General features: G+C 70.7%; 27 protein-coding genes. 14 read left to right on the top strand and 13 right to left on the bottom strand.

The window, feature by feature from the left end; translation table 11 throughout:
- A complete protein-coding gene (locus ACSQ11_RS15845) occupies window positions 1-471 on the bottom strand; it encodes a hypothetical protein (RefSeq protein ID WP_436007253.1) in 471 nt (156 codons plus the stop codon).
- 87 nt (window positions 472-558) lie between these two features.
- Here ACSQ11_RS15845 and ctaE point away from each other — a divergent pair, with 87 nt between their 5' ends.
- The 6 genes from ctaE to ACSQ11_RS15875 all read left to right on the top strand — a co-directional run bounded on the left by ctaE (window position 559) and on the right by ACSQ11_RS15875 (window position 7073).
- A complete protein-coding gene (gene ctaE / locus ACSQ11_RS15850) occupies window positions 559-1227 on the top strand; it encodes an aa3-type cytochrome oxidase subunit III (protein WP_436007255.1) in 669 nt (222 codons plus the stop codon).
- Between the two features lie 74 nt (window positions 1228-1301).
- Entirely contained in the window at window positions 1302-2105 is an 804-nt protein-coding gene (gene qcrC / locus ACSQ11_RS15855; protein WP_436007257.1) for a cytochrome bc1 complex diheme cytochrome c subunit, read from the top strand.
- Window positions 2106-2155: 50 nt separating this feature from the next.
- Window positions 2156-3286, top strand: coding sequence for a cytochrome bc1 complex Rieske iron-sulfur subunit (qcrA, locus tag ACSQ11_RS15860; RefSeq protein WP_436007259.1), 1131 nt, complete (start codon window positions 2156-2158; stop codon window positions 3284-3286).
- Window positions 3283-5112 carry a cytochrome bc1 complex cytochrome b subunit gene (gene qcrB / locus ACSQ11_RS15865; protein WP_436007261.1) on the top strand — a complete coding sequence of 610 codons (1830 nt, stop codon included), beginning with the start codon at window positions 3283-3285 and terminating at the stop codon, window positions 5110-5112. Before qcrA ends, qcrB begins: the two co-directional genes overlap by 4 nt.
- Before the next feature lie 213 nt (window positions 5113-5325).
- On the top strand, window positions 5326-5679 hold the full coding sequence (locus ACSQ11_RS15870; protein WP_436007262.1) for a metallopeptidase family protein: 354 nt from the start codon (window positions 5326-5328) through the stop codon (window positions 5677-5679).
- Between the two features lie 92 nt (window positions 5680-5771).
- Window positions 5772-7073, top strand: a complete 1302-nt coding sequence (locus ACSQ11_RS15875) for a threonine/serine ThrE exporter family protein (protein ID WP_436007264.1) — start codon at window positions 5772-5774, stop codon at window positions 7071-7073.
- Between the two features lie 163 nt (window positions 7074-7236).
- Here ACSQ11_RS15875 and ACSQ11_RS15880 read toward each other — a convergent pair whose 3' ends face one another.
- The 3 genes from ACSQ11_RS15880 to ctaC are packed head-to-tail and all read right to left on the bottom strand — an operon-like array spanning window position 7237 to window position 10321.
- A complete protein-coding gene (locus ACSQ11_RS15880) occupies window positions 7237-7641 on the bottom strand; it encodes a cytochrome c oxidase subunit 4 (protein WP_436007266.1) in 405 nt (134 codons plus the stop codon).
- A gap of 3 nt (window positions 7642-7644) precedes the next feature.
- Window positions 7645-9396: an aa3-type cytochrome oxidase subunit I gene (gene ctaD / locus ACSQ11_RS15885; protein ID WP_436007268.1), complete on the bottom strand. Its 1752-nt coding sequence runs from the start codon at window positions 9394-9396 to the stop codon at window positions 7645-7647.
- Window positions 9397-9400: 4 nt separating this feature from the next.
- Window positions 9401-10321, bottom strand: coding sequence for an aa3-type cytochrome oxidase subunit II (gene ctaC / locus ACSQ11_RS15890; RefSeq protein WP_436007270.1), 921 nt, complete (start codon window positions 10319-10321; stop codon window positions 9401-9403).
- A 60-nt stretch (window positions 10322-10381) separates the two neighbouring features.
- Between ctaC and ACSQ11_RS15895 the strand changes: the two genes are divergently transcribed.
- Both ACSQ11_RS15895 and ACSQ11_RS15900 read left to right on the top strand, forming a co-directional pair.
- Window positions 10382-11509: a cysteine desulfurase family protein gene (locus tag ACSQ11_RS15895; protein ID WP_436007272.1), complete on the top strand. Its 1128-nt coding sequence runs from the start codon at window positions 10382-10384 to the stop codon at window positions 11507-11509.
- Window positions 11506-11742 carry a sulfurtransferase TusA family protein gene (locus ACSQ11_RS15900; protein WP_436007274.1) on the top strand — a complete coding sequence of 79 codons (237 nt, stop codon included), beginning with the start codon at window positions 11506-11508 and terminating at the stop codon, window positions 11740-11742. The genes ACSQ11_RS15895 and ACSQ11_RS15900 overlap by 4 nt, the downstream gene beginning before the upstream one ends.
- 4 nt (window positions 11743-11746) lie before the next feature.
- Here ACSQ11_RS15900 and aat read toward each other — a convergent pair whose 3' ends face one another.
- Both aat and ACSQ11_RS15910 read right to left on the bottom strand, forming a co-directional pair.
- Window positions 11747-12433, bottom strand: coding sequence for a leucyl/phenylalanyl-tRNA--protein transferase (gene aat, locus ACSQ11_RS15905; protein WP_436007276.1), 687 nt, complete (start codon window positions 12431-12433; stop codon window positions 11747-11749).
- A 10-nt stretch (window positions 12434-12443) separates the two neighbouring features.
- Window positions 12444-13424, bottom strand: a complete 981-nt coding sequence (locus ACSQ11_RS15910; RefSeq protein ID WP_436007278.1) for a carbohydrate kinase family protein — start codon at window positions 13422-13424, stop codon at window positions 12444-12446.
- A 135-nt stretch (window positions 13425-13559) separates the two neighbouring features.
- Here ACSQ11_RS15910 and ACSQ11_RS15915 point away from each other — a divergent pair, with 135 nt between their 5' ends.
- From ACSQ11_RS15915 to ACSQ11_RS15925, 3 genes are all read left to right on the top strand, one after another.
- Window positions 13560-13907 carry a PadR family transcriptional regulator gene (locus ACSQ11_RS15915; RefSeq protein ID WP_436007280.1) on the top strand — a complete coding sequence of 116 codons (348 nt, stop codon included), beginning with the start codon at window positions 13560-13562 and terminating at the stop codon, window positions 13905-13907.
- Window positions 13904-14449 carry a hypothetical protein gene (locus ACSQ11_RS15920; protein WP_035947645.1) on the top strand — a complete coding sequence of 182 codons (546 nt, stop codon included), beginning with the start codon at window positions 13904-13906 and terminating at the stop codon, window positions 14447-14449. Before ACSQ11_RS15915 ends, ACSQ11_RS15920 begins: the two co-directional genes overlap by 4 nt.
- A gap of 71 nt (window positions 14450-14520) precedes the next feature.
- Entirely contained in the window at window positions 14521-15246 is a 726-nt protein-coding gene (locus ACSQ11_RS15925) for a flavodoxin family protein (protein WP_436007283.1), read from the top strand.
- Between the two features lie 95 nt (window positions 15247-15341).
- On the opposite strand, the gene ACSQ11_RS15930 is transcribed toward ACSQ11_RS15925, so the two are convergent.
- Entirely contained in the window at window positions 15342-15722 is a 381-nt protein-coding gene (locus tag ACSQ11_RS15930) for a HesB/IscA family protein (protein ID WP_035947648.1), read from the bottom strand.
- A 118-nt stretch (window positions 15723-15840) separates the two neighbouring features.
- On the bottom strand, window positions 15841-17004 hold the full coding sequence (locus ACSQ11_RS15935; protein WP_436007285.1) for a glycerate kinase family protein: 1164 nt from the start codon (window positions 17002-17004) through the stop codon (window positions 15841-15843).
- Window positions 17005-17198: 194 nt separating this feature from the next.
- Between ACSQ11_RS15935 and ACSQ11_RS15940 the strand changes: the two genes are divergently transcribed.
- Together ACSQ11_RS15940 and nadA are read left to right on the top strand one after the other, a co-directional pair.
- Window positions 17199-17894, top strand: a complete 696-nt coding sequence (locus ACSQ11_RS15940; protein ID WP_436007287.1) for a M15 family metallopeptidase — start codon at window positions 17199-17201, stop codon at window positions 17892-17894.
- Between the two features lie 84 nt (window positions 17895-17978).
- Window positions 17979-19172: a quinolinate synthase NadA gene (gene nadA, locus ACSQ11_RS15945; RefSeq protein WP_436007289.1), complete on the top strand. Its 1194-nt coding sequence runs from the start codon at window positions 17979-17981 to the stop codon at window positions 19170-19172.
- Between the two features lie 140 nt (window positions 19173-19312).
- On the opposite strand, the gene ACSQ11_RS15950 is transcribed toward nadA, so the two are convergent.
- Entirely contained in the window at window positions 19313-20371 is a 1059-nt protein-coding gene (locus ACSQ11_RS15950; RefSeq protein WP_436007513.1) for a glutathione S-transferase family protein, read from the bottom strand.
- Window positions 20371-21744: a dipeptidase gene (locus ACSQ11_RS15955; protein ID WP_436007291.1), complete on the bottom strand. Its 1374-nt coding sequence runs from the start codon at window positions 21742-21744 to the stop codon at window positions 20371-20373. The genes ACSQ11_RS15950 and ACSQ11_RS15955 overlap by 1 nt, the downstream gene beginning before the upstream one ends.
- Before the next feature lie 64 nt (window positions 21745-21808).
- Here ACSQ11_RS15955 and ACSQ11_RS15960 point away from each other — a divergent pair, with 64 nt between their 5' ends.
- Complete coding sequence (locus tag ACSQ11_RS15960) at window positions 21809-22390, top strand: DUF3043 domain-containing protein (protein WP_436007293.1); 582 nt, start codon at window positions 21809-21811, stop codon at window positions 22388-22390.
- Window positions 22391-22463: 73 nt separating this feature from the next.
- Here ACSQ11_RS15960 and ACSQ11_RS15965 read toward each other — a convergent pair whose 3' ends face one another.
- Genes ACSQ11_RS15965 through gcvT form a run of 3 tightly spaced genes read right to left on the bottom strand, consistent with a single transcriptional unit; the run spans window position 22464 to window position 24331 of the window.
- On the bottom strand, window positions 22464-22679 hold the full coding sequence (locus ACSQ11_RS15965; protein WP_436007295.1) for a hypothetical protein: 216 nt from the start codon (window positions 22677-22679) through the stop codon (window positions 22464-22466).
- The gene (locus tag ACSQ11_RS15970; protein WP_436007297.1) at window positions 22676-23209 is read right to left on the bottom strand and encodes an OsmC family protein; all 534 of its coding nucleotides are present in this window, start codon (window positions 23207-23209) and stop codon (window positions 22676-22678) included. The genes ACSQ11_RS15965 and ACSQ11_RS15970 overlap by 4 nt, the downstream gene beginning before the upstream one ends.
- A 9-nt stretch (window positions 23210-23218) precedes the next feature.
- Complete coding sequence (gene gcvT / locus ACSQ11_RS15975) at window positions 23219-24331, bottom strand: glycine cleavage system aminomethyltransferase GcvT (RefSeq protein ID WP_436007299.1); 1113 nt, start codon at window positions 24329-24331, stop codon at window positions 23219-23221.
- Window positions 24332-24366 lie beyond the last annotated feature (35 nt).

A 24366-nucleotide genomic window follows, 5' to 3' on the forward strand; every position in this document is an offset into this window, starting at 1 on the left:
TCAGCGTGCCGCGACGCGCGTGCGCGCAAGGCCCGCGATCGCCTCGGCCACCTTGATCGGGTCGAGGGGGTGGGGCACGGCGTCGTCGGCGAGCGACCAGGCGGCGAGCCAGCCGTCCTGGGGGCGACCGGTGAGGACGAGCACCGGGGGGCAGTCGTAGATCTCGTTCTTGAGCTCGCGGCACAGGCCGAGACCGCCGTTCTTGGCCGCCTCCCCGTCGAGCACGACGACGTCCCAGCCACCGGCGTCGAGCGCCTCGGTGACGGCGAACGCGGTCGCACACTCGAGCCATCGGGTGATCTCGACGTCGCGCGCCGGACGTCGCCCGGCAGCGGCCCGCACGGCGTCGCGCGTGGTGATGTCGTCGCTGTAGAGGAGGACCGACACCTGGTGCACAGCCGCACCTGCGGAGGGGGTCGAGCCCGCCGTCGCGAGGGAGTCCGCGTGGGGGGCCGCATGCGCTGAGGTCATGCGCTCATCCTAGCCACGCGCCCATCCGCGAGCCGATACCCCCAAACCCGGGGGTCGGTGCAGCGCCCGAGGAGGATTGAGGCAATAATGACGCTCGTGGCGACTGCAGAAGCAACGACTCGAGTGTCCGGTCCGGTTCCCAGCATCCCGGACTACGGTCCGGCGACCCGTCCCAACATGGTTGCGGTCGGGACGATGGTCTGGCTCGCGAGTGAGCTGATGTTCTTCGCAGCGCTCTTCGCGTTCTACTTCTCCCTGCGCGGGCACCTCCCCGAGATGTGGAGGACCGAGACCGAGCTGCTCAACGTCCCGTTCGCGTTCGGCAACACGATCGTCCTCGTCGTCTCGTCCGTGTGGTGCCAGCTCGGCGTCTGGAAGGCCGAGGCCGGCCAGGTCGCCCGCACCGGCTCGCTCCTGAAGTTCAAGGAGTGGGGCATGCGCGAGTGGTACGTCCTCACCTACATCTTCGGCTCGATCTTCATCGCCGGCCAGGTCTACGAGTACGCCCACCTCGTCGCCGAGGGCGTCACCCTGAGCACGAACTCGTACTCCTCGATCTTCTACCTCGCCACCGGCTTCCACGGCATGCACGTCACCGGTGGCCTCATCGCCTTCCTCCTCATCATCGGGCGCACCTTCACGACCCGGCGCTACACCCACCTGCAGGAGACCGGCGCCGTCGTCACCTCCTACTACTGGCACTTCGTCGACGTCGTGTGGATCGCGCTGTTCGCGATGATCTACCTGCTGAAGTGAGTGTCAGCGCTGAGCGCTAGCGTGACCCTCTCCCCCGGAACCCACATCCCCGAGACCCCGACAGGACCCACGTCGTGAACGCACTGGCCGCCCGCCGTCGCCACCCGGCAGCCATCGCCATCCTGCTCATGCTCGGCCTTCTCGTGACGGGCTTCGTGTATGCCGCGGTCGCGCCGCAGCCGGCCAAGGCCGAGACGAGCTCGGCCGCGGACGTCGCCGCGGGCAAGCAGCTCTTCCAGGCCAACTGCGCCTCGTGCCACGGTGTCAACGCCGAAGGCCGCGCGACGGGCAACGGCGACAAGATCGCCGGCCCGGCCCTCGCCGGTGTCGGTGCGGCGGCCGTCGACTTCCAGATGGGCACCGGCCGCATGCCGATGCGCGCCCCCGCCGTCCAGGCGCCCCGCGGCGAGGTGCAGTTCACCCAGGAGGAGATCGACAAGGTCGGCGCCTACATCGCGTCGCTGGCCCCCGGCCCGGCTGTCCCCTCCGAGGAGGACGTCGACGCGTCCAAGGGCGACCCCGCCAAGGGTGGCGAGCTCTTCCGCGTCAACTGCGCCATGTGCCACAACTTCGCCGGCTCCGGCGGTGCCCTGACCCGTGGCAAGTACGCCCCATCGCTCATGGGCGTCGAGTCCAAGCACATCTACGAGGCCATGGAGACCGGCCCGCAGTCGATGCCCGTCTTCAACGACGGCAACATCGCCCCCGAGGACAAGCGTGACGTCATCGCCTTCCTCAAGTCCGTCGAGGACACCCCCCAGCAGGGCGGGCACGCCCTCGGGTCCCTCGGACCCGTGACCGAGGGCTGGTTCGCCTGGTTCTTCGGCCTCGGCATCCTCATCGCAGCCGCCGTGTGGCTCGGGCAGAAGTCCGCCTGAGCCATGCCGCTCACAGCTTCCCACTCTCCGTCGACAGGATCGATCATCCGATGAACGAGCAGGACAGCCAGCCCACCGGAGGCGAGGTCACCCCCACGGGTGAGTTCGGCTCCGGTGCCGTTCGCCTCGACCAGGGGCACGTCATCGGGGACGGCGGGATCCCCGCCCGCTTCGAGAACCCCGGCTTCCCCCCGCACCCGCACCGTGGCACCGACCTCGACGAGGGCGCCGCCAAGCGGGCCGAGCGCGTCGTCGGCGGGCTCTTCCTCCTGTCGGTCGTGGGCACGCTTGGCTTCGTCGTGGCCTACTTCGCCATCGACTCCGACGCGACGGTCTTCGTGCCCGGCATCGGCATGACCAACGCGCTGCACCTCGTGCTCGGCCTGACGATGGCCGCCTCCCTCCTCGGCATCGGTCTCGGCGCGGTCCACTGGGCCAAGACGCTCATGCCCGACCAGGAGGAGGTCGAGATGCGCCACACGATGCGGTCGGACGACGAGCACCGCAAGGACTTCGGCACGATCCTCGGCGACGGCGCCGAGTCTTCCCACCTCACCCGTCGCCCGCTCATCAAGTACGCCATGGGTGGCGCCCTCGGCCTCTTCGCGGTGCCCGTTGTGCTCCCCGTCCTCGGTGGCCTCGGCCCGATGCCCGGTGACGACCTCTCCGTGAGCTTCTGGAACGGCGACCAGGAGGAGGACGGCACGTACCCCAACAAGCCGCTCCGCCTCATGCGCGACCCGCAGAACACGCCGATCAAGGCGAGCGAGGTCACGATCGGCTCGGTCTTCCACGTCATGCCCGAGGGCCTGCTCGACCTCGAGGAGCACATCCTCGAGGCCAAGGCCAAGGCCGCTGTCATCGTCATGCGCCTCGACCCCGACGACATCAAGGTCCAGAAGGAGAAGGACTGGGGCCACCAGGGGATCGTCGCCTACTCCAAGATCTGCACTCACGTGGGCTGCCCCGTCGGCCTGTACGAGCAGCAGACCCACCACCTGCTCTGCCCGTGCCACCAGTCGACCTTCGACGTCACGCAGGACTGCAAGGTGATCTTCGGTCCCGCGAAGCGCCCCCTTCCGCAACTGCCGATCACCGTCGATGATGAGGGGTACCTCATCTCCAAGGGCCCCTTCAAGGAAGCCACTGGACCGAGTTTCTGGGAGCGTGGTTCCGCATGAGCACCGACACCTTCCCGGCCGGCCGCCCGGCCGACCGCCTGCGCGACGGCGACACGGCCGTCGACCCGGCACCGAGCGCCGCAGCGCGCAAGGCCGGTGGCGTCGCGGGCTGGATCGACGACCGCACCGGCTCCGCCAAGGGCGTCAACTACCTGCTCCGCAAGGTCTTCCCGGACCACTGGTCCTTCATGCTCGGCGAGATCGCGATGTACTCGCTCATCATCTGCCTCATCTCGGGCGCCCTGCTCACGCTGTGGTTCGTCCCCAGCGCTGGCCACACGATCTACGACGGCTCCTACGTACCGCTGCGTGGCCAGCAGATGTCCGAGGCCTACGCCTCGACGCTCGACATCTCCTTCGACGTGCGTGGCGGACTCATCGTGCGCCAGATCCACCACTGGGCCGCGCTGATGTTCATCGTCGGCCTCACGGTGCACATGTTCCGGGTCTTCTTCACCGGTGCGTTCCGCAAGCCGCGTGAGCTCAACTGGGTCATCGGCACCGTCCTGGCCCTGCTCGCGGCCATCGAGGGCTTCGCCGGCTACTCCCTCCCCGACGACCTGCTCTCGGGCACCGGCATCCGTGCCATGGAGGGCTTCGTCCAGACGGCGCCCGTGATCGGCTCCTACCTCGCCTACGGCATCTTCGGTGGACCGTTCCCCGGTGAGGCGATCATCCCGCGTCTGTACTCGGCACACGTCCTCCTCATCCCGGCGATCCTCGTCGGTCTGTTCACCGCGCACATCGTGCTCGTCGCGGTGCAGAAGCACACGCAGTTCCCCGGCCCGGGCCGCACCAACGACAACGTCGTCGGCTACCGCGTCATGCCGGTCTACGCCGCCAAGGCGGGCGGGTTCTTCTTCATCGTCTTCGGTGTCATCGCCCTCATCTCGGCGCTGTTCACGATCAACCCCATCTGGGCCTACGGTCCCTACGACCCCTCCCCCGTGACGGCGGGCTCGCAGCCCGACTGGTACATGGGTGCCTACGACGGCGCGCTGCGACTGCTCCCGGGCTGGCTCGAGTTCAGCTTCCTGGGCTTCACGATGTCGCTCAACATCGCGCTCGGTGCCCTCGTCCTGCTGCCTCTCGTCTACACCGTGGTCGGCGTCTACCCCTTCGTCGAGCGCTGGGTCACCGGTGACGACCGCGAGCACCACCTGCTCGACCGTCCCCGCAACAACCCGACGCGCACGGGTATCGGCATGGCCGGCATCGTCGCCTACTCCGTGTTCATGTTCGCGGCCGGCAACGACATCATGGCGATCAAGCTCGGGCTGTCGATCAACGACATCACCTGGGCGTTCCGGATCGGCCTGTTCGTCCTGCCGCCGCTGACCTTCTGGGTGACCAAGCGGATCTGCCTCAGCCTGCAGCGCCGTGACCGCGACCTCGCGCTCCACTCGCGCGAGTCCGGCCGGATCATCCGCGGTGCCGACGGTTCGTTCCACGAGCGTCACGACGCCCTCTCCGACCACGACCGCTGGATCCTCGTCCAGCACGAGCCGGTGGAGCCCCTCCAGCTCACGCCCGACGTCGACGAGAACGGCGTGGCCCGCCCGGCGGCCCGCAAGGACCGGCTGCGCGCCAAGCTGTCGCACTTCTACTTCAAGGACGCGGTCAACCCGGTCACCCCGGCCGAGCTGGCGGCGGCGCACCACGATGGCCACCACGCGGAGGCCATCGAGGCGCCCTTCGACTACGAGGGCATCGAGGGCACCTCCGACCACGGCCCCGCTGCCGGGGGTGACGGCGCCGACACCGACGCCGGCCGCTCCGAGGCCAGCGAGCGTGGCATCGGCAGTGCCAGCCGACTGCGGGAGTGACCACGGCCCAGCCGTCGAGTTCCAGCGACTGACGAGAGCGACCCCCGGACTTCTGGTCCGGGGGTCGCTCTCGTTGGTCAGGGCGTGCAGGGCAGCCCGCTCGGGCCGGGGCGGCTCAGCCCGCTCGGTCGAGCTGCGTCGACCCTCAAGGCGACGGACCCATGGCGCACCCGGGTGCACGACCACCCGAAGCGTGCATGACAGGGTGGTGGCGTGGATCCCATCACCCCCGAGGACTTCGAGTCGATCGTCGAGGAGTCCCTCGACGACGTTCCGGAGGAGCTCATGGCGATGCTCGACAACGTCGTCTTCCTCGTCGAGGACGAGCCGCCTGCTGACGACCCGGACCTCCTCGGCGTCTACGACGGGGTGCCACTCACCGAACGTGACTCGGGCTGGGGCCTGGGCAACCTGCCGGACCGGATCACGCTGTTCCGGGGACCGCTGACCCGCATGTGCGAGGACCTCGAGGACCTGCGCGACGAGATCGCCGTAACCGTCGTCCACGAGATCGCGCACCACTTCGGCATCGACGACGCGGCCCTGCACGAGCTCGGCTGGGGCTGACCGACCTCGAGTCGACGCTCGGCCGCCGGGCGCACCCGCGCCGCCGGCCGGACGCGTCCTCGCTCGTGGACGTCCCCGGATACGGTTCTCGGGTGAGCATCCCTGCCGACTCCCGGCCCGCCGCGGTCCTCGACGTCCGCGACCGGCGGCTCCTCGCCTGGGTCGGCGCCGGGCTGCTCGCAGGCGGTATGCCGGTCCACGAGGTCGAGGAGGACGTCCGAGACGTGGCACGCACCCTCGGTCACGACACCCCACAGGTCGCCTGCTCCCCGACCGGCCTCATGGTGTCGCTGCGGTCAGGTGAGGCGTCCACCTTCGAGCAGGTCGACGGCGGGCTCCGGTTGGACCAGCTCGCCGACGTCCTCGCCCTCCAGGCCGGCCTACGGACGGGGCGGGTGACGCCCGAGTCCGGACTCGAGCAGCTCGGCAGGCTGCGCGCCCAGCCGCACCGCTACCGCACTGCCGGGTTCGTCGGTGGCGCGATGCTCTCCGGAGTCGGGATCGGGCTCATCCTGGCGCCTTCCCTGGCCACGTTCGTGTTTACCGTGGTCGTCGCTCCCCTCACCCCGGCCTTCGTCCTGCTCGGCGGACGCGGTCGCGCCCTGCGCACGCTCACGCCCTTCCTCGCCGGCTTCGTGGTGGCCCTGCTGGCCTTCCTCAGCGCGGACCAGGGGTGGCTGAGCACGCCGCTGCCCGCCCTCGTCGCCCCCATCGCCGTCCTGTTGCCCGGCGCGCTCATCGTCACGGGCCTCACCGAGCTCGCCGCCGGGGCAATGGTCGCGGGCAGCTCACGCCTGGCCTTCGGGCTGGTCCAGCTGCTGCTCTTCGTCCTCGGTGTCGGCGCCGCCCTGGCGGTCATGGGTGGCACGGCGGGCCTGCTGGACGCGTCGGCACCCACCGGGCCGGGCTGGTGGGCTCCCCTGCTCGGTCTCGCCGTCGTCACGGTCGCCATCGCGCTGCTCGAGTCGGTCCCCATCCGGCAGACCCCGTGGCTGGCGACGGCCATTCTTGCGACGTTCACGGCGCAGGCGCTCACCGTCGCGCTCGTCGAGACGCGCTGGGCGGGTGCCTTCGCCGGTGCCGTCGTGGCGGCGCTGCTGTCGACGCTCCTCGAGTACGTCCGCCCGGAGCTCCCCCGCATGGTGGCCTTCCTCCCGAGCTTCTGGCTACTCGTCCCCGGCTCGCTGGGGCTCATCTCGATGGCCCAGTTCGAGGTCGGCCCGGGCCAGGCTGCGGTCGCCCTCGCCGACGTCGTCGTCGTGGTGGCCGCCGTCGCACTGGGCGTCATCGTCGGCGCGGCCCTGGCGGCTCCGCTGCGCCAGCTGACCCGCCGGCTGGGGCTGCCCCACCTGCGCCGCCTCATGGTCACCCGGCGACGCAGCCCGCGGGCCTGACATCTCCCCTACCCGCCCCGGGTGGGCACACGGCATACACAGCCGTTCTCCGGGCGCGCTGGGCGCGCGGCACGAGAGGTCCGCACCACCGGGCCCGACACACGAAGGACCGGCCGTGTCCGAAGACACGGCCGGTCCTGTCGATGACGCTCAGGAGCGAGGGTCAGAGGGCGTGCGGGCCCTTCCAGTACTCGAAGACCCAGCCGATGAGCGCGGGGATCGTGAAGAACGCGCCGAGGGCGACGAGCCACCAGCCGATCGCGAGACCGAGGAAGATCAGCGCCGAGGTGAGCGCGAGGAACAGCGGCCACCAGCTGTGCGGGCTGAAGAAGCCGTAGTCACCGGCGATGTCGCTGATCTCGCCGAGCGGGTCGTCCTCGGGCGGGACGCCCTCGAGCTTGCGACGCGTGATGTTGAGGTAGCCGGCGATCATGAAGCCGAGCAGAGCACCCAGCGTCAGCCCGACGACACCCACCGGCTCGGTGAAGTCGTTCCAGACGCCGTAGATGACGGCCATGAGGGCGGCGAAGCCACCGAAGAGGTAGCCGATCCGTTCCATCGCCAGCATGGGTCAGTGCTCCTGGTTCTTCGTGTTGGACATGGCCTCGTCGCCGAGGTCCGCCGGGCCGAGGGCCCGCACCAGACCGGACCGCTCGTAGCCGGCCGGGGCCGCCTCGGGGTGGTTGAGGTCGAACGCGGGGCGCTCGGAGCGGATCCGCGGGATCGAGTCGAAGTTGTGGCGCGGCGGCGGGCAGGACGTCGCCCACTCGAGCGAGGCGCCGTAGCCCCACGGGTCGTCGGTCTCGACGAGCGGCGCGTAGCGCCACGTCTTCCAGACGTTGTAGAAGAACGGGATCATCGAGGCGCCGAGCAGGAACGCGCCGGCCGTCGACACCTGGTTGGCGAACGTGAAGCCGTCCTCCGGGAGGTAGTCGGCGTAGCGACGCGGCATGCCCCAGATGCCCAGCAGGTGCTGGATGAGGAAGGTCGTGTGGAAGCCGATGAAGAGCATCCAGAAGTGGACCTTGCCGAGCGTCTCGTCGAGCATCCGGCCGGTGAGCTTGGGCCACCAGAAGTAGAAGCCGCCGAACATCGCGAACACGACCGTGCCGAAGACGACGTAGTGGAAGTGCGCCACGACGAAGTAGCTGTCGGTGAGGTGGAAGTCGAGGGCCGGGCTGGCGAGGATGACGCCGGTGAGGCCACCGAAGAGGAAGGTCACGAGGAAGCCGAGCGCCCAGAGCATCGGCGTCTCGAAGGTGAGCTTGCCGCCCCACATCGTGCCGATCCAGTTGAAGAACTTCACACCCGTCGGCACCGCGATGAGCATCGTCATGATCGCGAAGAACGGCAGGAGGACCTGGCCGGTGCCGTACATGTGGTGGGCCCAGACCGAGACCGACAGGGCCGCGATGGCGATCGTCGCGTAGACGAGCGTCTTGTAACCGAAGATCGGCTTGCGCGAGAACACCGGGAGGATCTCGGAGATGATCCCGAAGAACGGCAGCGCGATGACGTAGACCTCGGGGTGCCCGAAGAACCAGAAGATGTGCTGCCAGAGCATCACACCGCCACTGGCCGGGTCGAAGATGTGCGCCCCGAACCGGCGGTCGGCGCCGAGCGCGAAGAGCGCGGCGGCCAGGGCCGGGAAGATGAGGAGCACGAGGATCGAGGTGATGAGCACGGTCCACACGAAGATCGGCATCCGGAACATCGTCATGCCGGGCGCGCGCATGGTGAGGATCGTCGTGATGAAGTTGACCGAGCCCAGGATGGTGCCGAAGCCGGCGAGGGCGAGGCCGAAGACCCAGAGGTTGCCGCCCATGCCCGGGCTGTAGGACGCGTCCGAGAGCGGGGTGTAGGCGAACCAGCCGAAGGCGGCCGCGCCGCCCGGCGTGAGGAAGCCACCGGCGGCGATGAGGCCACCGAAGAGGTAGAGCCAGTAGGCGAACATGTTGAGCCGCGGGAACGACACGTCGGGCGCGCCGATCTGGAGTGGCATGAGCGCGTTGGCGAAGGCCGCGAAGAGCGGCGTCGCGAACAGCAGCAGCATGATCGTGCCGTGCATCGTGAAGAGCTGGTTGAACTGCTCCGGGTTGTCGACGACCTGCATCCCCGGCTGGAACAGCTCGGCGCGGATGATGAGCGCCATGAGGCCACCCATGAGGAACCACGCGAACGAGGTGATGAAGTAGAGGTTGCCGATGACCTTGTGGTCGGTCGTGGTGATCCACTTGACGACCGTGGCACCCGGCGACACCCGCGGGTGGCGCACGGTCTCACGCTCGCGGAGCATGGTGCGGGTTTCGGTTGCTGCACTCATCTGGTCAGTTCCTCAGTTCCTCGGGCAGGAGCTCCTGCTCGCCCGGCACGAGATCCTCGCGGTTCAGGTCGGTACCGAGCAGTCCGGTCTGGCCCCGCGACTTGAGGTCGGCCATGTGCGCGTCGAACTCCCCGCGCGGGACGACCTTGACGTTGAACAGCATCTGGGAGTGGTAGGCGCCGCAGAGCTCGGCGCACTTGCCCTTGAAGGTCCCCTCCTCGGTCGGGACGACCTGGAACTTGTTGACCTTGCCGGGAATCATGTCGAGCTTCTGGAGGAACTGCGGCACCCAGAACGAGTGGATGACGTCGCGGGACGTGAGCACGAACTCGACGCGCTCGCCGACCGGGAGGTACATCGTGGGGATGGTCTCCTCGGCGCCCGGCTGTCCGGTGAGGATGGCCTGGGTACCGGCCTCGTGGACGTCCTCCTTGACGTAGTTGAAGTCCCAGGACCACTGCTTGCCGACGACGTTGACCGTGACGTCGGGCTCCTTGGAGGTGTCGAGGAGCGTGGTCTGGTCCTTGGCGGTGTAGAAGAAGAACACCGCGACCATGAAGATCGGGACGATCGTGTAGAGGATCTCGAGCGGCACGTTGTAGCGCAGCTGGACCGGGAGCTCGTTGTCGTCGCGGCGACGGCGGTAGGCGACGATGCACCACGCGGTGAGGCCCCAGACGAGGACGCCGACGGCGAGGCAGGCGATCCACGCACCGATCCACAGCGTGCGCACGCGCTCGGAGTTCTCGGTCACCCCCTGGGGGAGGAATCCGTCCTCGAACTTGCCCAGCTCACACCCGCTGAGCGTGACCATCGCGCCCACGGCCACAACGGCCCACAGGGCCAGTCGGCGGCCGCGTGAGCGGGGGTTGAAGTGGTCGTGCTGGCGCACCGTGGCACCCTCCTGCGTCGTCTGCTGGAACACGAACAAACAGTAGTGCATGGTGCGGAACTTCCTCGGGACGGGTGGAGTTACGGTGCAGGCGTGCTGGACGCCACCCGCAGCCCTCTGCACCCTGCTGCCCGAGAGACCCTGCTCACCGCTCTCGACGCCGGCTGGGCCGACCCGCGACGCCTCCACCGGGAGGGCCGCCGGGCCCGTCACCTCCTCGACCGCGCCCGCGAGAGCATCGCCGCCTCGATCGGCGCACGGCCCGACGAGGTGTCGTTCCACCCCAGCGGCGCCCACGCCCTGCGGACCGGCGTGACGGGCCTGCGCCACCCGCGTCGACGCACCTCCACGAGGGTCCTCACCTCCGCCGTGGACCGGGCCGTCCTGCTCCACGAGGCGCACGACGCGGACCCGGACACCGCTCCCCTGCCCGTCGACCGTCTCGGCCGCCTCGACCCGGCAACCCTCGAGCACGCGCTGTCCGCTGCCCCGACGGCCCTCGTCGCCCTCCAGCACGCCAACGGCGAGGTCGGGACCGTCCAACCCGTCGCTGCGCTCCATGACGTATGCCGTGCCGCGTCCGTCCCGCTCCTCGTCGACGGCACCGCGTCACTCGGGCGCATCGTCGACCCCGCTGCGTGGGACGCGCTCGTCGGCGACGCCTCGACCGTGGCCGGGCCGCCGGTGGGCGTGCTCGCCGTGCGCACGGGCACCCGCTTCGACCTGCCCGGTCCCAGGTGGGAGCCCGAGCAGGGACGCGAGGTCGAGGACCCGTGGGTCCCGCTCGTCCTCGCCGCCGCCGAGGGCTGGCAGCAGGCCGTGCACGCCCGGGCGGTCGAGGAGGCGTCGGCGCGGGCCCTCACCGACCGCATCCGCACGGCCGCAGCCGCCGTCCCCGACGTCGAGGTCGCCGGCGACCCCTCCGACCGCCTGCCGCACGTCGTGACGTTCAGCGCGCTCTACGTCGACGGCGAGAGCATCGTCGAGGCCCTCGACCAGCGTGGTGTCGCCGTCGCCTCGGGGTCGGCGTGCACGTCGAGCCGCCTCGAGCCCAGCCACGTCCTCGCGGCGATGGGAGCCCTGACCCACGGCAACGTGCGGGTCACCCTCCCTCTCGAGGCCGTGCGTCCCCATCGGGGCGACGACGTCGGCCTGCTGTGCCGCGAGCTGCCCGGTGTCGTCGCCGAGCTGCGTGCTCGTCTCGGGGTCGGCGACCTGTGAGCCCCGACGTCGTGCCCACCCCCGACCTCGACGCGTGCGGTCAGAAGTGCCCCCTGCCCGTCATCGGCCTGGCCCGGCTGGCCCGCGACCTGCCGGCCGGCACGACGCTCCACGTCCTCGCCGACGACCCCGCCGCCGAGTCCGACATCCCGGCCTGGGCGCGCATGCGCGGGCACGTGGTGACGCTCGAGCGGCGAGGTGGGCACACGGCATACACCGTCGTGCTGGGCTGAGGGGTCAGCCGAAGCGGAGGTCGGGCGCCTCGAGCGCCACCGACAGCGCGTCGAGGTAGCGCCGGCGCGGCCACTCGACGACCCCCAGTCGTTCGAGGTGCTCGGTGGCCCACTGCACGTCGATGAGCCGCCGCTCGTCCCCGTCGGCGCGCACGATGTCGACGAGCGCCGCGAGGGCCACCTTGGACGCGTCCCGCTCGCTGTGGAACATCGACTCCCCGGCGAAGAGACCCCCGACCGCGACCCCGTAGAGACCGCCCACGAGCTCGCCGTCGCGCCAGGTCTCGACGCTGTGCGCCCAGCCGAGCCGGTGCAGCTCGGTGTATGCCGTGACGATCTCGTCGGTGATCCACCGCCCCTCGCGCTCGGGGTCGGCGCAGCGTCGCATGACATCGACGAACGCCGTGTCGACCCGGATCTCGAACTTGGCGCGCGCCTTGGTGAGGGAGCGCCTCTCGCGGAACCCGCCGGGCAGCAGGACACCTCGCGGTTCGGGCGACCACCACCCGATCGGGCGCGTGCCGTGGTCACCCAGGCCCATCGGGAACAGCCCTGCGCGGTAGGCGGCGAGCAGCGTGCCCGGTGCGAGGTCGGCGCCGGCGGCGACGAGGTCCTCGTCGTCGGTGGGCCGCAGCCGGCCGAGCGCCCACTCGCCCGCGGGCGGCTCGACAGGGGGGAACGGGACCGTCACGGCCGGGACGTCAGGGCCTCGCGCACGTGATGTGCGGCTCGACGTCGGCGGCCGACTCGTCGCCGTAGGACTGGGCGAGCCGGTCGAGGAAGGCCGCCTTGTCGAGGACGTACTCCTGCGTCCCCACCGTCTCGAGGACGTAGGTCGCGAGCAGCGATCCGATCTCGGCGCTGCGGCGGTGGTCCAGCCCGGCCGAGAGTCCGGTGAGGAAGCCCGCACGGAACCCGTCGCCGACGCCGGTCGGGTCGGCGCGACGCGTCTCGCGGGCGATGGGCACCTCGATCGGGTCCTCCCCGCGCGTGATGATGACGGCGCCGTCCTTGCCCTTGGTGATGACCCGGGTCGTCACCTGCGCTTGGATGTCGGCGGCGCTCCACCCGGTCTTCTGCTCGGTGAGGTGCGCCTCGTACTCGTTGGTGAAGAGGTAGTCCGCGCCCTCGATGAGTTTGCGGATGAACGGCCCGTCGGCGAACGCGAGCTGCTGCGACGGGTCGGCGACGAAGGTCAGCCCGCGGGAGCGGCACTCGTCGGTGTGGCGGAGCATCGCGTCGGGGTCGTTGGCGCCGATGAGGACGAGGTCGAGCCCGTCGGCCGCGATCGGACCGAGCTCGATGAGCCGGGCCTCGCTCATGGCACCGGCGTAGAAGGTGGCCATCTGGGCCATGTCGTCGTCGGTCGTGCAGACGAAGCGGGCCGTGTGCTTCGAGTCCGAGATGAGGACGTGGTCGCAGTCGACGCCGTGGCGGGTGAGCCAGCTGCGGTAGTCGGCGAAGTCCTCGCCGGCGGCACCGACGAGCAGCGGGCTCTGGCCGAGGGCGGCCATGCCGAAGCAGATGTTGCCGGCGACTCCCCCTCGGCGGATCTCGAGGGTGTCCGCGAGGAACGACACCGAGATCTTGTCGAGCTGCTCGACGACGAGGGAGTCGGCGAACCGGCCCCGGAAGGTCATGAGGTGGTCGGTCGCGATGGAGCCGGTGACTGCGATGCGCACCACGGCAACCTACCTCCTCGGGCGGGGCCGCAGGCCCTCGCACCGGTGGCCCCCGCGACCGGGCGGCACCGCAGCAGTTGATTCGACATCGTCAGGTACTTGACATCACACAGTACTTGGCATCATCGTTGAGCCATGCCCACACACGACCCGCAGATGCTCAAGGGAGTCCTCGGGCTCCTCCTCCTGAGCGTGCTGTCGACCGGGGACAACTACGGCTACGGCCTCGTCACGCAGCTGCGCGCGGCGGGGTTCGACGACCTCGCCGAGGGCACGGTCTACCCCGGTCTCACCCGTCTCGAGTCCTCGGGCCTGCTCGAGTCGCACCTCGTCCGCAGCGACTCCGGCCCGGCCCGCAAGTACTACCGCCTCACGCCTGCTGGGCACGCCGAGCTCGCCGCCCGGCGCACCGCGTGGGAGCACCTCGTCCAGTCCGTCCACACCGCCACCGCCACCGCGCTCATCACAGGGGAGACCGCATGAACATCGTCGACCGCGTCCGGATCGAGTCCGCGATCCTCCGCTACGACTTCTGGCTCGAGATGCGAGGGCTCCGAGGCTCACGGCGCCGGGAGCTGAGGCGTGAGCTGCGGGCGAACCTCGCCGAGGCGGCGACCGACGTGGGGACCACTCGAGCCCTCTTCGGCATCGGCTCGCCCAAGCAGCTCGCGTATGCCGCGACCGACACCGACCCGTCCAGGCCGCGGTGGTCGCAGGGCGCGCTGTGGGCGGCCCTCGTCTTCGGTCTCGTGATCTTCGGCTGCATGTTCACCGCGATCGCCTTCACCGCCGGCGTGGAGGCGAGCGGAGTCGAGGGACGCAGGGTCCACGGCTTCGTCTTCCCGTGGTTCGGCGTGGACTTCGCGGCCCAGGTCGAACCGGGTCGCAGCTACGCCGCCGGCGCCGGGGGCGTCGGGGCCTACTTCCTCGGGCTCCCCCTGCTGACGTTCCTCCTCGTGGCGCAGCCGTGGCGGTTGCTCCGTCGGGAGCGGCACGCGCCCGCGGCGACCAGCGACCGCGCCTGACGCGCCCTCCCGCCCGGGTCGGTCCGTCCGGACCCTTGTCGTTGTCGGCGCGACCGAGCAGAGTGCGCTGCATGGACACTCCCCGCTGGCAGGACGCCGACTTCACCGGGCTCAAGGCCTTCGTCTTCAACTGCACCCTCAAGCGCTCGCCCGAGACCAGCAACACCCAGGGCCTCATCGACGTGAGCACCGCGATCATGGAGAAGCACGGGGTCGAGGTGGAGGTGCTGCGCCCGGTCGACCACGACATCGCCACCGGCGTCTACCCCGACATGACCGAGCACGGCTGGGAGACCGACGAGTGGCCCGAGATCTGGAAGCGCGTCGAGGCCAGCGACATCCTCGTCATCGCCGGGCCCATCTGGCTCGGTGACAACTCCAGCGTGACCAAGCAGGTCATCGAGCGCCTCTACGCCATGAGCGGGATGCACAACGACAAGGGCCAGTACATCTACTACGGCAAGGTCGGCGGCGCGATCATCACCGGCAACGAGGACGGCATCAAGCACTGCGCCTCCAACATCCTCTACAGCCTCCAGCACCTCGGCTGCACGGTCCCGCCCAACGCCGACGCCGGCTGGATCGGCGAGGCCGGACCCGGCCCCTCCTACCTCGACGAGGGCAGCGGTGGGCCCGAGAACGAGTTCACCCAGCGCAACACCACCTTCATGACGTGGAACCTCATGCACCTCGCCTGGCTTCTCAAGGAGCAGGGCGGCTTCCCCGCCGGCGGCAACGAGCGCACGAAGTGGGACCGGGGCGCGAACTTCGACCACCCCAACCCCGAGTACCGCTGAGGCGCACCGCCGCCGACGGCGGCGGGCGTACGGCATACGGCGAAGGGCCCCTCACCAACAGTGGTGAGGGGCCCTTCGGTATGCCGTGGTGCGGCTCAGCTGAAGGAGTCGCCGCAGGCGCAGGAGCTGCCCGCGTTCGGGTTGTCGATGGTGAAGCCCTGCTTCTCGATGGTGTCGGAGAAGTCGATCGTGGCGCCCTCGAGGTAGGGGCTGCTCATCCGGTCGACGACGACCTCGACACCGTCGAAGTCGCGGACGAGGTCACCGTCGAGGGAGCGCTCGTCGAAGTAGAGCTGGTAGATGAGGCCCGAGCAGCCACCGGGCTGCACGCCCACGCGCAGGCGGAGGTCGTCGCGACCCTCCTGCTCGAGGAGGGACTTGACCTTGCCGGCCGCCAGGTCGGTGAGGAGGACGCCGTGCGCCGGGGTCGCCTCGGTCTCGGTCGTGGTCTCGGGCTTGGTGTCGAGCTCGCTCATGGGTGACTCCTGTGATGCGTCGGGGCTCGGGTGGTCTGTGGTCCTGCAGGAGGTCGCAACCGTGGGCGGCCTCGATCTGTTCCCGGGCGTGACCTCAGGATACGTCGCCCTCGGCGGATCACCGACCAGCGGACCACGTTCTGGCCACGCGTGCCGCCCGGGCCCGCAGCGTCCCCACCGGGTCGAGCAGTGCCGCGTCGACCTGCTCGGGAGTCTCGGCGACGGCATACGTGCCGCTGATCCCCAGCCCCATCGTCTCGCGACGGCCGACGAGCACCTGGCCCGCGAGGACGACGCTGGGCAGCCCGGCCTCGAGCGCGGCGGCGGCCACGCCCGACGCGACCTTGCCCTGCAGGCTCTGCCAGTCGAAGGTGCCCTCCCCCGTGACGACGAGGTCGCTCTCGCGCACGACGTCGTGGAACCCCACGGCGTCGAGGACGAGGTCGACCCCGCTCACCCGCCGCCCGCCGAGGAGGTAGAGGGCGTAGCCGAGACCTCCGGCAGCCCCGGCCCCCGGCTCGCGCTCGAGTCGCCGCGGGGCACCGGTGAGGAGGTCGAGGGGCGCGGGGAGCGTTCGGGCGACGATCTCGGTGAACCGGCCGAGGGCGCTCTCGAGCTCCTGCGCCAGCTCCGGGGAGGCACCCTTCTGCGGGCCGAACACGGCGCTGGCGCCCTTGAATCCCAGCAGGGGGTTCTCGACGTCGCTGGCGAGGACGAGGTCGACACCGGAGAAGCGGTCGCGGGCGGCGAGCAGTCCCGACAGGGCGTCGTCGTCCGCCTGGGCGAGCGCGCTGCCGCCCCGGGCGAGGACCTCGGCGGGGCCGGCGCCGAGGGCGGCGAGGAACCCCGCGCCCCCGTCGTTGGTGCCGCTGCCACCGAGCCCGACGACGATCCGGTCGGGCCGCTCGTCGAGCGCGGCGAGGACGAGCTGGCCCACCCCCCACGTGCTCGTGAGGGCCGGGTTGCGCTCGTCGGCCGCCAGGAGATGGAGTCCCGCCGCCTGCGCGGACTCGACGTATGCCGTCCGCTCCCCTTCCCGGTCGACGACGAGGACCGCTGCCGGCACCTCGCGGCCGATCGGGTCGCTCACCGTGAGCGCGACGGTGTCGCCCTCGAGCGCGCGCCCGAGGACGTCGAGGAAGCCCGGCCCCCCGTCCGAGAGCGGGAGCAGGGTGAGCGCGTCGTGAGGCGCGGTGTCGTGCCATCCGGCGGCCATGGCCTCGGCGGCCTGGGTGGCGGTGAGGGTTCCGGTGAAGCAGTCCGGGGCGATGACGACGTGCACGGCACGCACGGTATCGGGTCCGTCCCGACCTCGACACCCACCGTCGGCACCGGGCCGGTGGGGCTGCGGGCCGGTGGGGCTCAGGGTGGGTGGGCCCGGACGACGGGGGTCCCGGCCCGACCGCTCCTCCGGTGGCGGGCCGTGAGCGCGGGTGGTTGGGTCGACAGGTCCCTTCCACGAACCCAGGAGCCAGCATGCGCCTGCGACACCTCTCCCCCGCCCTGTGCGCGACCGCGCTCGCGGCGGTCGCCGCCCTCGTCACCGGCGGGGCCTCCGCGTCCGCCGTGCCCACCGACGGATCGTTGCCACCCGGCCGCGGCTTCCACGCGGTGATCAGGCCGGTCGACGACGCCACGCGCGCCTCGATGATGGGCGTCTCGTGGAAGCCGGGGTGCCCGGTCCCGATCGAGGACCTGCGGGTCATCGAGATGACCCACCGCGGCTTCGACGGCGCGGACCACGTCGGCCACCTCATGGTCCACGAGGACATCGCCCGCGACACCGTCAACGCGTTCCGACAGCTCTACCTGCGGGACTTCCCGATCCGACGGATGGAGCTCATCGAGACCTACGGCGGCTCGGACGACGCCTCGATGGAGGCCGACAACACCTCGGCCTTCAACTGCCGCGCGATCACCGGGGGAACGAGGTACTCGGTGCACTCGTACGGCAAGGCCATCGACATCAACACCGTCGAGAACCCGTACGTCAAGGGTTCGCTCGTCCTGCCGGCCAGCGGTGCGGAGTTCACCGACCGCACCGACGTGCGACCCGGGATGCTCGTCGACGGCGACCGCGCGGTGACCTCGTTCACCAGCCGGGGCTTCGACTGGGGCGGCCACTGGACCTCGCTCAAGGACTACCAGCACATGGAGATCCCGCAACCCTGATCCCGACGCCCTGCGACGTCCACGGAGGGGCGAGCGGTGAGTGACCGGCGTCGGGAGGCCGGCGCACCGGCATACGATCGTGCCGTGACGACGACGCCAGCCGCTCCGCTCCCCCTCCTCGTGCTCGGCCAGGGCCGCGACCTGCACTCGGAGCGAGGGGTCGAGTGCCCGGGCGACCTGCCTGCCCCTTCCGACCCGGACCTCGTGGCGCGCGCCCGCGCCGCCAAGGAGGCTCTCGGCGACAAGGTGTTCGTCCTGGGTCACCACTACCAGCGCAACGAGGTCATCGAGTTCGCCGACGTCACGGGCGACTCGTTCAAGCTCGCCAAGGAGGCGGCGGCCCGACCCGACGCTCCATGGATCGTCTTCTGCGGCGTGCACTTCATGGCCGAGTCCGCCGACATCCTCACGAGCGACGAGCAGACCGTGATCCTGCCCGACCTCGCGGCGGGCTGCTCGATGGCCGACATGGCCGCGATCGCGCAGGTCGAGGACTGCTGGGAGCAGCTCGTCGAGGCCGGCGTCGCGGACGACACGGTCCCGGTGACCTACATGAACTCGTCGGCGGCGATCAAGGCCTTCACCGGTCGCCACGGCGGCACGATCTGCACCTCGTCCAACGCCAGGACCGCCCTCACGTGGGCCCTGGGCGAGCGGGGCGGCGTCGACGGTGACGGCAAGGTCCTGTTCCTCCCCGACCAGCACCTCGGCCGCAACACCTGGGCGCGTGACCTCGGCGGCTCGCTCGACGACTGCGTCGTGTGGGACCCGCACCGCCCGATGGGTGGCCTCACGGTCGAGGAGCTGCAGGCGGCGCGGATGATCCTGTGGCGCGGGCACTGCTCGGTCCACGGCAGGTTCACCACCGAGGCCGTCGCCGCCGCGCGCGCCGAGATCCCCGGCGTGCGCGTGATCGTCCACCCGGAGTGCCGTCACGAGGTCGTCGAGCTCGCCGACGAGGTCGGCTCGACCGAGAAGATCATCCAGACCATCGCCGCCGCACCGGCGGGCAGCGCGTGGGCGGTCGGCACCGAGCTCAACCTCGTGCAGCGCCTGGCCCAGATGTTCCCCGAGCAGCGGATCGCCTTCCTCGAGAAGAACGTCTGCTACTGCTCGACGATGAACCGGATCGACCTGCCGCACCTCGTGTGGGCCCTCGAGTCACTCGTCGACGGCCGTGTCGTCAATGCCATCCGGGTCGACGACCAGGTCGCCGCCGACGCGCGCCGCGCCCTCGACCAGATGCTGGCGCTGCCGGGCGAGACCTCGAAGGACTGACGCTCGCCGGCGTGGGACTCGCCTGACCATCGGGTCCGCCTCGCGCTGCCACGTCGATCTCGCACGACCACGGTGCAATGGGGCCGTGACGTGCGAGATCGACGTGCGGCCGTGGAGTGGACCCGACGGTCGAACGCAGGTCAGAGCGACATGAGGCCGTCCGGTCCGACGTGCGGGTTGTGCGCGGTCGGGACGCGCTCGGACTCCGGAGGCGGGCCGGGCGGGGTGCCGTCACCGAACGGCCGCCCACCGAGCGACTCGCGCCCGTGGGGCAGCGCCCACCCCGACGGGTCCGGCCCCGCCGGGACGACGCCGGTCGGGTTGATGTCGCGGTGGACCTCGTAGTAGTGGCTCTTGATGTGCACGAAGTCGGTCGTGTCACCGAAGCCCGGCGTCTGGAACAGGTCGCGGGCGTAGGCCCACAGCACCGGCATCTCGCTGAGCTTCTGCCGGTTGCACTTGAAGTGGCCGTGGTAGACCGCGTCGAAGCGCGCGAGCGTCGTGAAGAGCCGGACGTCGGCCTCGGTGATCGTGTCGCCGACGAGGTAGCGCCGGGTCGCGAGGCGCTCCTCGAGCCAGTCGAGCGCGGTGAACAGCCGCTCGTAGGCCGCGTCGTAGGACTCCTGCGTCCCCGCGAACCCGCATCGGTAGACCCCGTTGTTGACCTCGGTGTAGACGCGCTTGTTGACCTCGTCGATCTCGTCGCGCAGGTGCTCGGGGTACAGCACCGGAGCGCCCTCGCGGTGGTGCTCTCCCCACTCGAGCGAGAGGTCGAGGGTGATCTGCGGGAAGTCGTTGGTGACGACTCCCCCGCTCGGCACGTCGACGATCGCCGGCACGGTGATGCCCTTGGGGTAGTCCGGGAACCGCGCGAGGTAGGCGTCCTTGATCCGCGGGATCCGCAGCACCGGGTCGAGCCCCTCGGGGTCGAGGTCGAAGGTCCACGAGTCCGAGTCGTGCGTCGGACCGCAGATGCCCATCGAGATCGCGTCCTCGAGCCCGAGCAGCCGGCGCACGATGATCGCGCGGTTGGCCCACGGGCAGGCCCGCGCGACGACGAGCCGGTAGCGCCCCGCCTCGACGGGCCACTGCTCGCCTCCGCGCGTGATGCGGTCCTCGATGTATGCCGTGTCGCGGTTGTAGTCCGCCTCGACGTAGGTGCCCTGCCGGCTGTCCGTGCTGCCGTCGGTGCCCACGATCAGTCCCGACCCATCGCGCCGAGCCGGGCGAAGAGCGCCGCCTCGGCGACGCAGACCTTCTCGAACTCGCCGAGGTGCAGCGACTCGTTGGCGCCGTGCGCCCGGGTGTCGGGGTCCTCGACGCCGGTGACGAGGATCGCGGCGTCCGGGAAGCGCTCGGCGAAGGCCGCGACGAACGGGATCGAGCCACCGACACCGATGTCGACCGGTTCGGTGCCCCACGCGTCGGCGAAGGCCGCGCGAGCCTGGTCGTAGACCGGACCGCTGGCGTTGGCGGCGAAGCCGGCGCCCTGGTCGTCGAGCGTGACGTCGACCCTGGCACCCCACGGGGCGTGCTCGCGCAGGTGCTTCTCGAGGGCGGCGAACGCCTCGGTCGGCACCTCGTCGGCGGCGATGCGCATCGAGAGCTTGGCCGACGCGCTCGGCACGAGGGTGTTGGACGACTTCTCCACCGACGGGGCGTTGATGCCGATCGTCGTGAGCGAGGGCTTGGTCCACATGCGCGAGAGCAGCGAGCCGGAGCCGATCGTCGAGACGCCGTCGAGCAGGCCGGACTCCTCACGCAGCCGCTCCTCGGAGAAGTCGAGGTCCGCGGCCTCCCCCGCCTTGAGCCCGGCGACGGTGACGTTGCCCTCGTCGTCGTGCAGGGTCGCGATGAGCCGGACCAGCGCCGTGATCGCGTCGGGGACCGCACCGCCGAACATGCCGGAGTGGACGCCGTGGTCGAGCGTCGACACGGTGACGACGACGCGGATGAGCCCGCGCAGCGTGGTCGTGAGGGCAGGCGTGCCGATGTCCCAGTTCATCGAGTCGGCGAGCACGATGGCGTCGGCGGCGAGCTTGTCGCCGTGCCTCTCGAGGATCGTCATGAGCGAGTCGGACCCGACCTCCTCCTCGCCCTCGACGAAGACGGTGACGCCGACGGGCAGCGCGCCCTTGTGCGCCCGCAGGGCGGCGATGTGGGCCATGATCCCGGCCTTGTCGTCGGCGGCGCCGCGGCCGTAGAGGCGGCCGTCGCGCTCGGTCGGCTCGAAGGGCGCGCTGTCCCAGTCGGCGTCGTCACCGGGCGGCTGCACGTCGTGGTGGGCGTAGAGCAGGACCGTGGGCGCGCCCTCGGGTGCGTCGATGTGTCCAATGACCGCGGGGGCGCCACCCTCGCGGACGATCTCGACCTCGAGCCCCTCGGCGCGCAGCAGCTCGGCGGTCGCGAGGGCGGAGGCGTCGACGTGCGCCTGGTCGAAGGCCGGGAGCGAGACGCTCGGGATGCGGGTCAGCGCCTCGAGGTCGCTGCGCAGCCGGGGCATGAGGCCACGCACGGTGTCGCGCAGGTCGGAGAGCTCGGTCGGGTCGGTCGGGCTGTTGGAGTCGGTCACCCTGCCGACCCTACTCAGCGGGAGGCGGGCAGGAGGACCCAGCCGGACGGCATACACTCGGTCGGTGTTCGGACGCAGCAAGACCACCAACGAAGAGCTCGCGGAGCAGGCCGCCGTGACCTCCCGCGAGGGCGCCAAGAACCGCCCCACGCCCAAGCGGCGCGAGCAGGAGGCGGCTCGCAGGCGGCCCCTGGTCGAGACCGACCGCAAGAAGGCGCGCAACGCCGACCGCACCAAGCGGCGCGAGCAGATGGCCAAGCAGCGCCAGGCGATGCTCACCGGTGACGAGACCCACCTGCCCGCCCGTGACAAGGGTCCGGCGAAGCGGTTCATCCGCGACTACGTCGACGCCCGCTGGGGCATCGGCGAGTTCATGCTCCCGGTGATGCTCATCGTGCTCGCGCTGTCGTTCGTGCGTCAGCCGTGGGCGATGCTCATCGTCTTCATCATGGTCTACGGCCTCATCGCGTCCGCCGTCATCGACACGTTCCTCATGTGGCGCCGTGTCAAGAAGAAGCTCGTCGCGAAGTACGGCGAGTCGTCCGTGGCACGTGGTGACGGCTTCTACGCCGGCATGCGCGCGTTCCAGATGCGACGCACCCGTATGCCGCGCCCGGTCGTCAAGCGCGGCGACTACCCCAGCTGACACCCGCCAACTGATTGCCCCAAGAGGAGGCCTCGGGCCTCGTCGTGGGGCAATGAGTTGGTGGGGGCGGGGGTCAGACCGAGGCGTCCAGCGGCATCGGCCCGTAGACCTTCTCCCCGTCGCGCAGCAGCGTCACCGCGGCCACGTCGGCCTCGGCGAGCTCGCGCCAGACCTCGCCGAACCAGTTCTCGGCGTCCGACTGCGTCGGGAAGGCGGTGTCGGTCGTCGGCTCGCCGGTGACGGCGGCGCCGTCGGCGTCCTCGTAGGTCCAGGTCCAGGCCTCGGTCACGATGCGTTCTCCTCTGGTGCGGTCGGTGCGGTGGTGGCTGCGGGAGTGGGTGCGGACGCCGCCCCGGCCACCTCGACGGTCGGCTCGAGCACGACCTCCGAGGTGATCGAGCTGGCGATGAAGCAGCCCTCGTGGGCCTCGTGCATGAGCTCGTCGAACCGGCTGACGTCGCTGCCCGCCGCCACGACCACCCGGGGCCGCAGCGTGATCCGGGTGATGCGCATCGGCTTTTCGCGCACGGGCATGAGCCCCTCGGCGTCGTCGGTGTAGCGCAGGACGTCGAGGCCGGCGGTCGCGGCGACGTGGAGGAACGACAGCATCTGGCACGAGCTCGCTGCGAGGACCAGCAGCTGCTCGGGGTTGGCGCGCTCGGCGTTGCCACGGAAGTGCGGGTCGGCGCTCAGCGCGAAGGACCCCGTGGCCGGTGGCACCGCCCCCTCGTGGTCCCGCGTGTATGCCGTGTAGCCACTGCCCGTGGAGCCGTCCGAGCCGTCCCACACGAGCGTGGCGCGGTAGGTGTGGTCAGGCATCGCGACGCCTCACGCCTCGCGCACGCCGACCTCGACGAAGGGCGGCTTGGTCACCGTCGCCGGGACCTCGCGGCCACGCACGTCGATGACGACCTCGTCGCCGATCGCGACGGAGCGCTCCAGCTGGGCGAGCGCGATGCCCTCCTTGCGCGTCGGGCTGAACGTCCCGGAGGTCACCTCGCCGACGACCTCGCCGTCCTTGAGGACGGAGCAGTGCGCACGCGGGATGCCGCGACCGCTGACCACGAGTCCGCGGTTGAGTCGTGACGTCTTGGCGGCGCGCTGCTCGGCGAGCGCCTCCTTGCCCCAGAAGGTGTCCTTGTCCCAGCCCACGGCCCACGCGGCGCCGGCCATGACCGGCGTGATCTCGGTGGTGAGGTCGTTGCCGTGCAGCGGGTAGCCCATCTCGGTGCGGAGCGTGTCGCGCGCGCCGAGACCGGCCGGCATACCCGCCTGGTCCGCGACCGCGGAGGCGAGCGCGTCCCAGAGCCCGGCAGCCGCGTCCCACGTCGGCACGAGCTCGTAGCCGCGCTCCCCGGTGTAGCCGGTGCGGCAGACGATGACCGGCTGGCCCTCCCACTCGGTCTCGGCGAACGACATGTAGTCGTGGTCGACGGGCAGCCCGAGCGAGGTGAGGACCTCGTCGCTGCGCGGACCCTGGACGGCGAACACGGCATACGCGTCGTGGAGGTTCTCGACCTCGATGCCCTCGGGCGCGGCCGCGCGCAGCAGCTCGACGACCGCCGTCGTGTTGGCCGCGTTGGGGATGAGGAAGACGTCGTCGTCGCTGCGGACGTAGGCGATGAGGTCGTCGACGACGCCGCCGTCGTCCTGGCAGCACATCGTGTACTGGGCCTGACCGGGACCGATGCGGCGCAGGTCGTTGGTGAGGCACGTGTTGACGAAGTCGACCGCGCTGACGTCGCCGGCACGACCGCTGACGCGGGCCTTGCCGAGGTGGCTCACGTCGAAGAGACCGACGCGCTCGCGCACCGACGTGTGCTCGGCGACGACACCGCCACCGGGGTACTCGATCGGCATCTCCCACCCGCCGAAGTCGGCCATCTTGGCGCCGAGGGCGACGTGACGGTCATGGACGGGAGAGTGCAGCAGATCGCTCATGTGGGCACGCTATCGCGCGGGCTTCGGGACCGTCA

Source organism: Knoellia sp. LjRoot47 (genome assembly GCF_964253435.1).
Taxonomy (GTDB): domain Bacteria; phylum Actinomycetota; class Actinomycetes; order Actinomycetales; family Dermatophilaceae; genus Knoellia.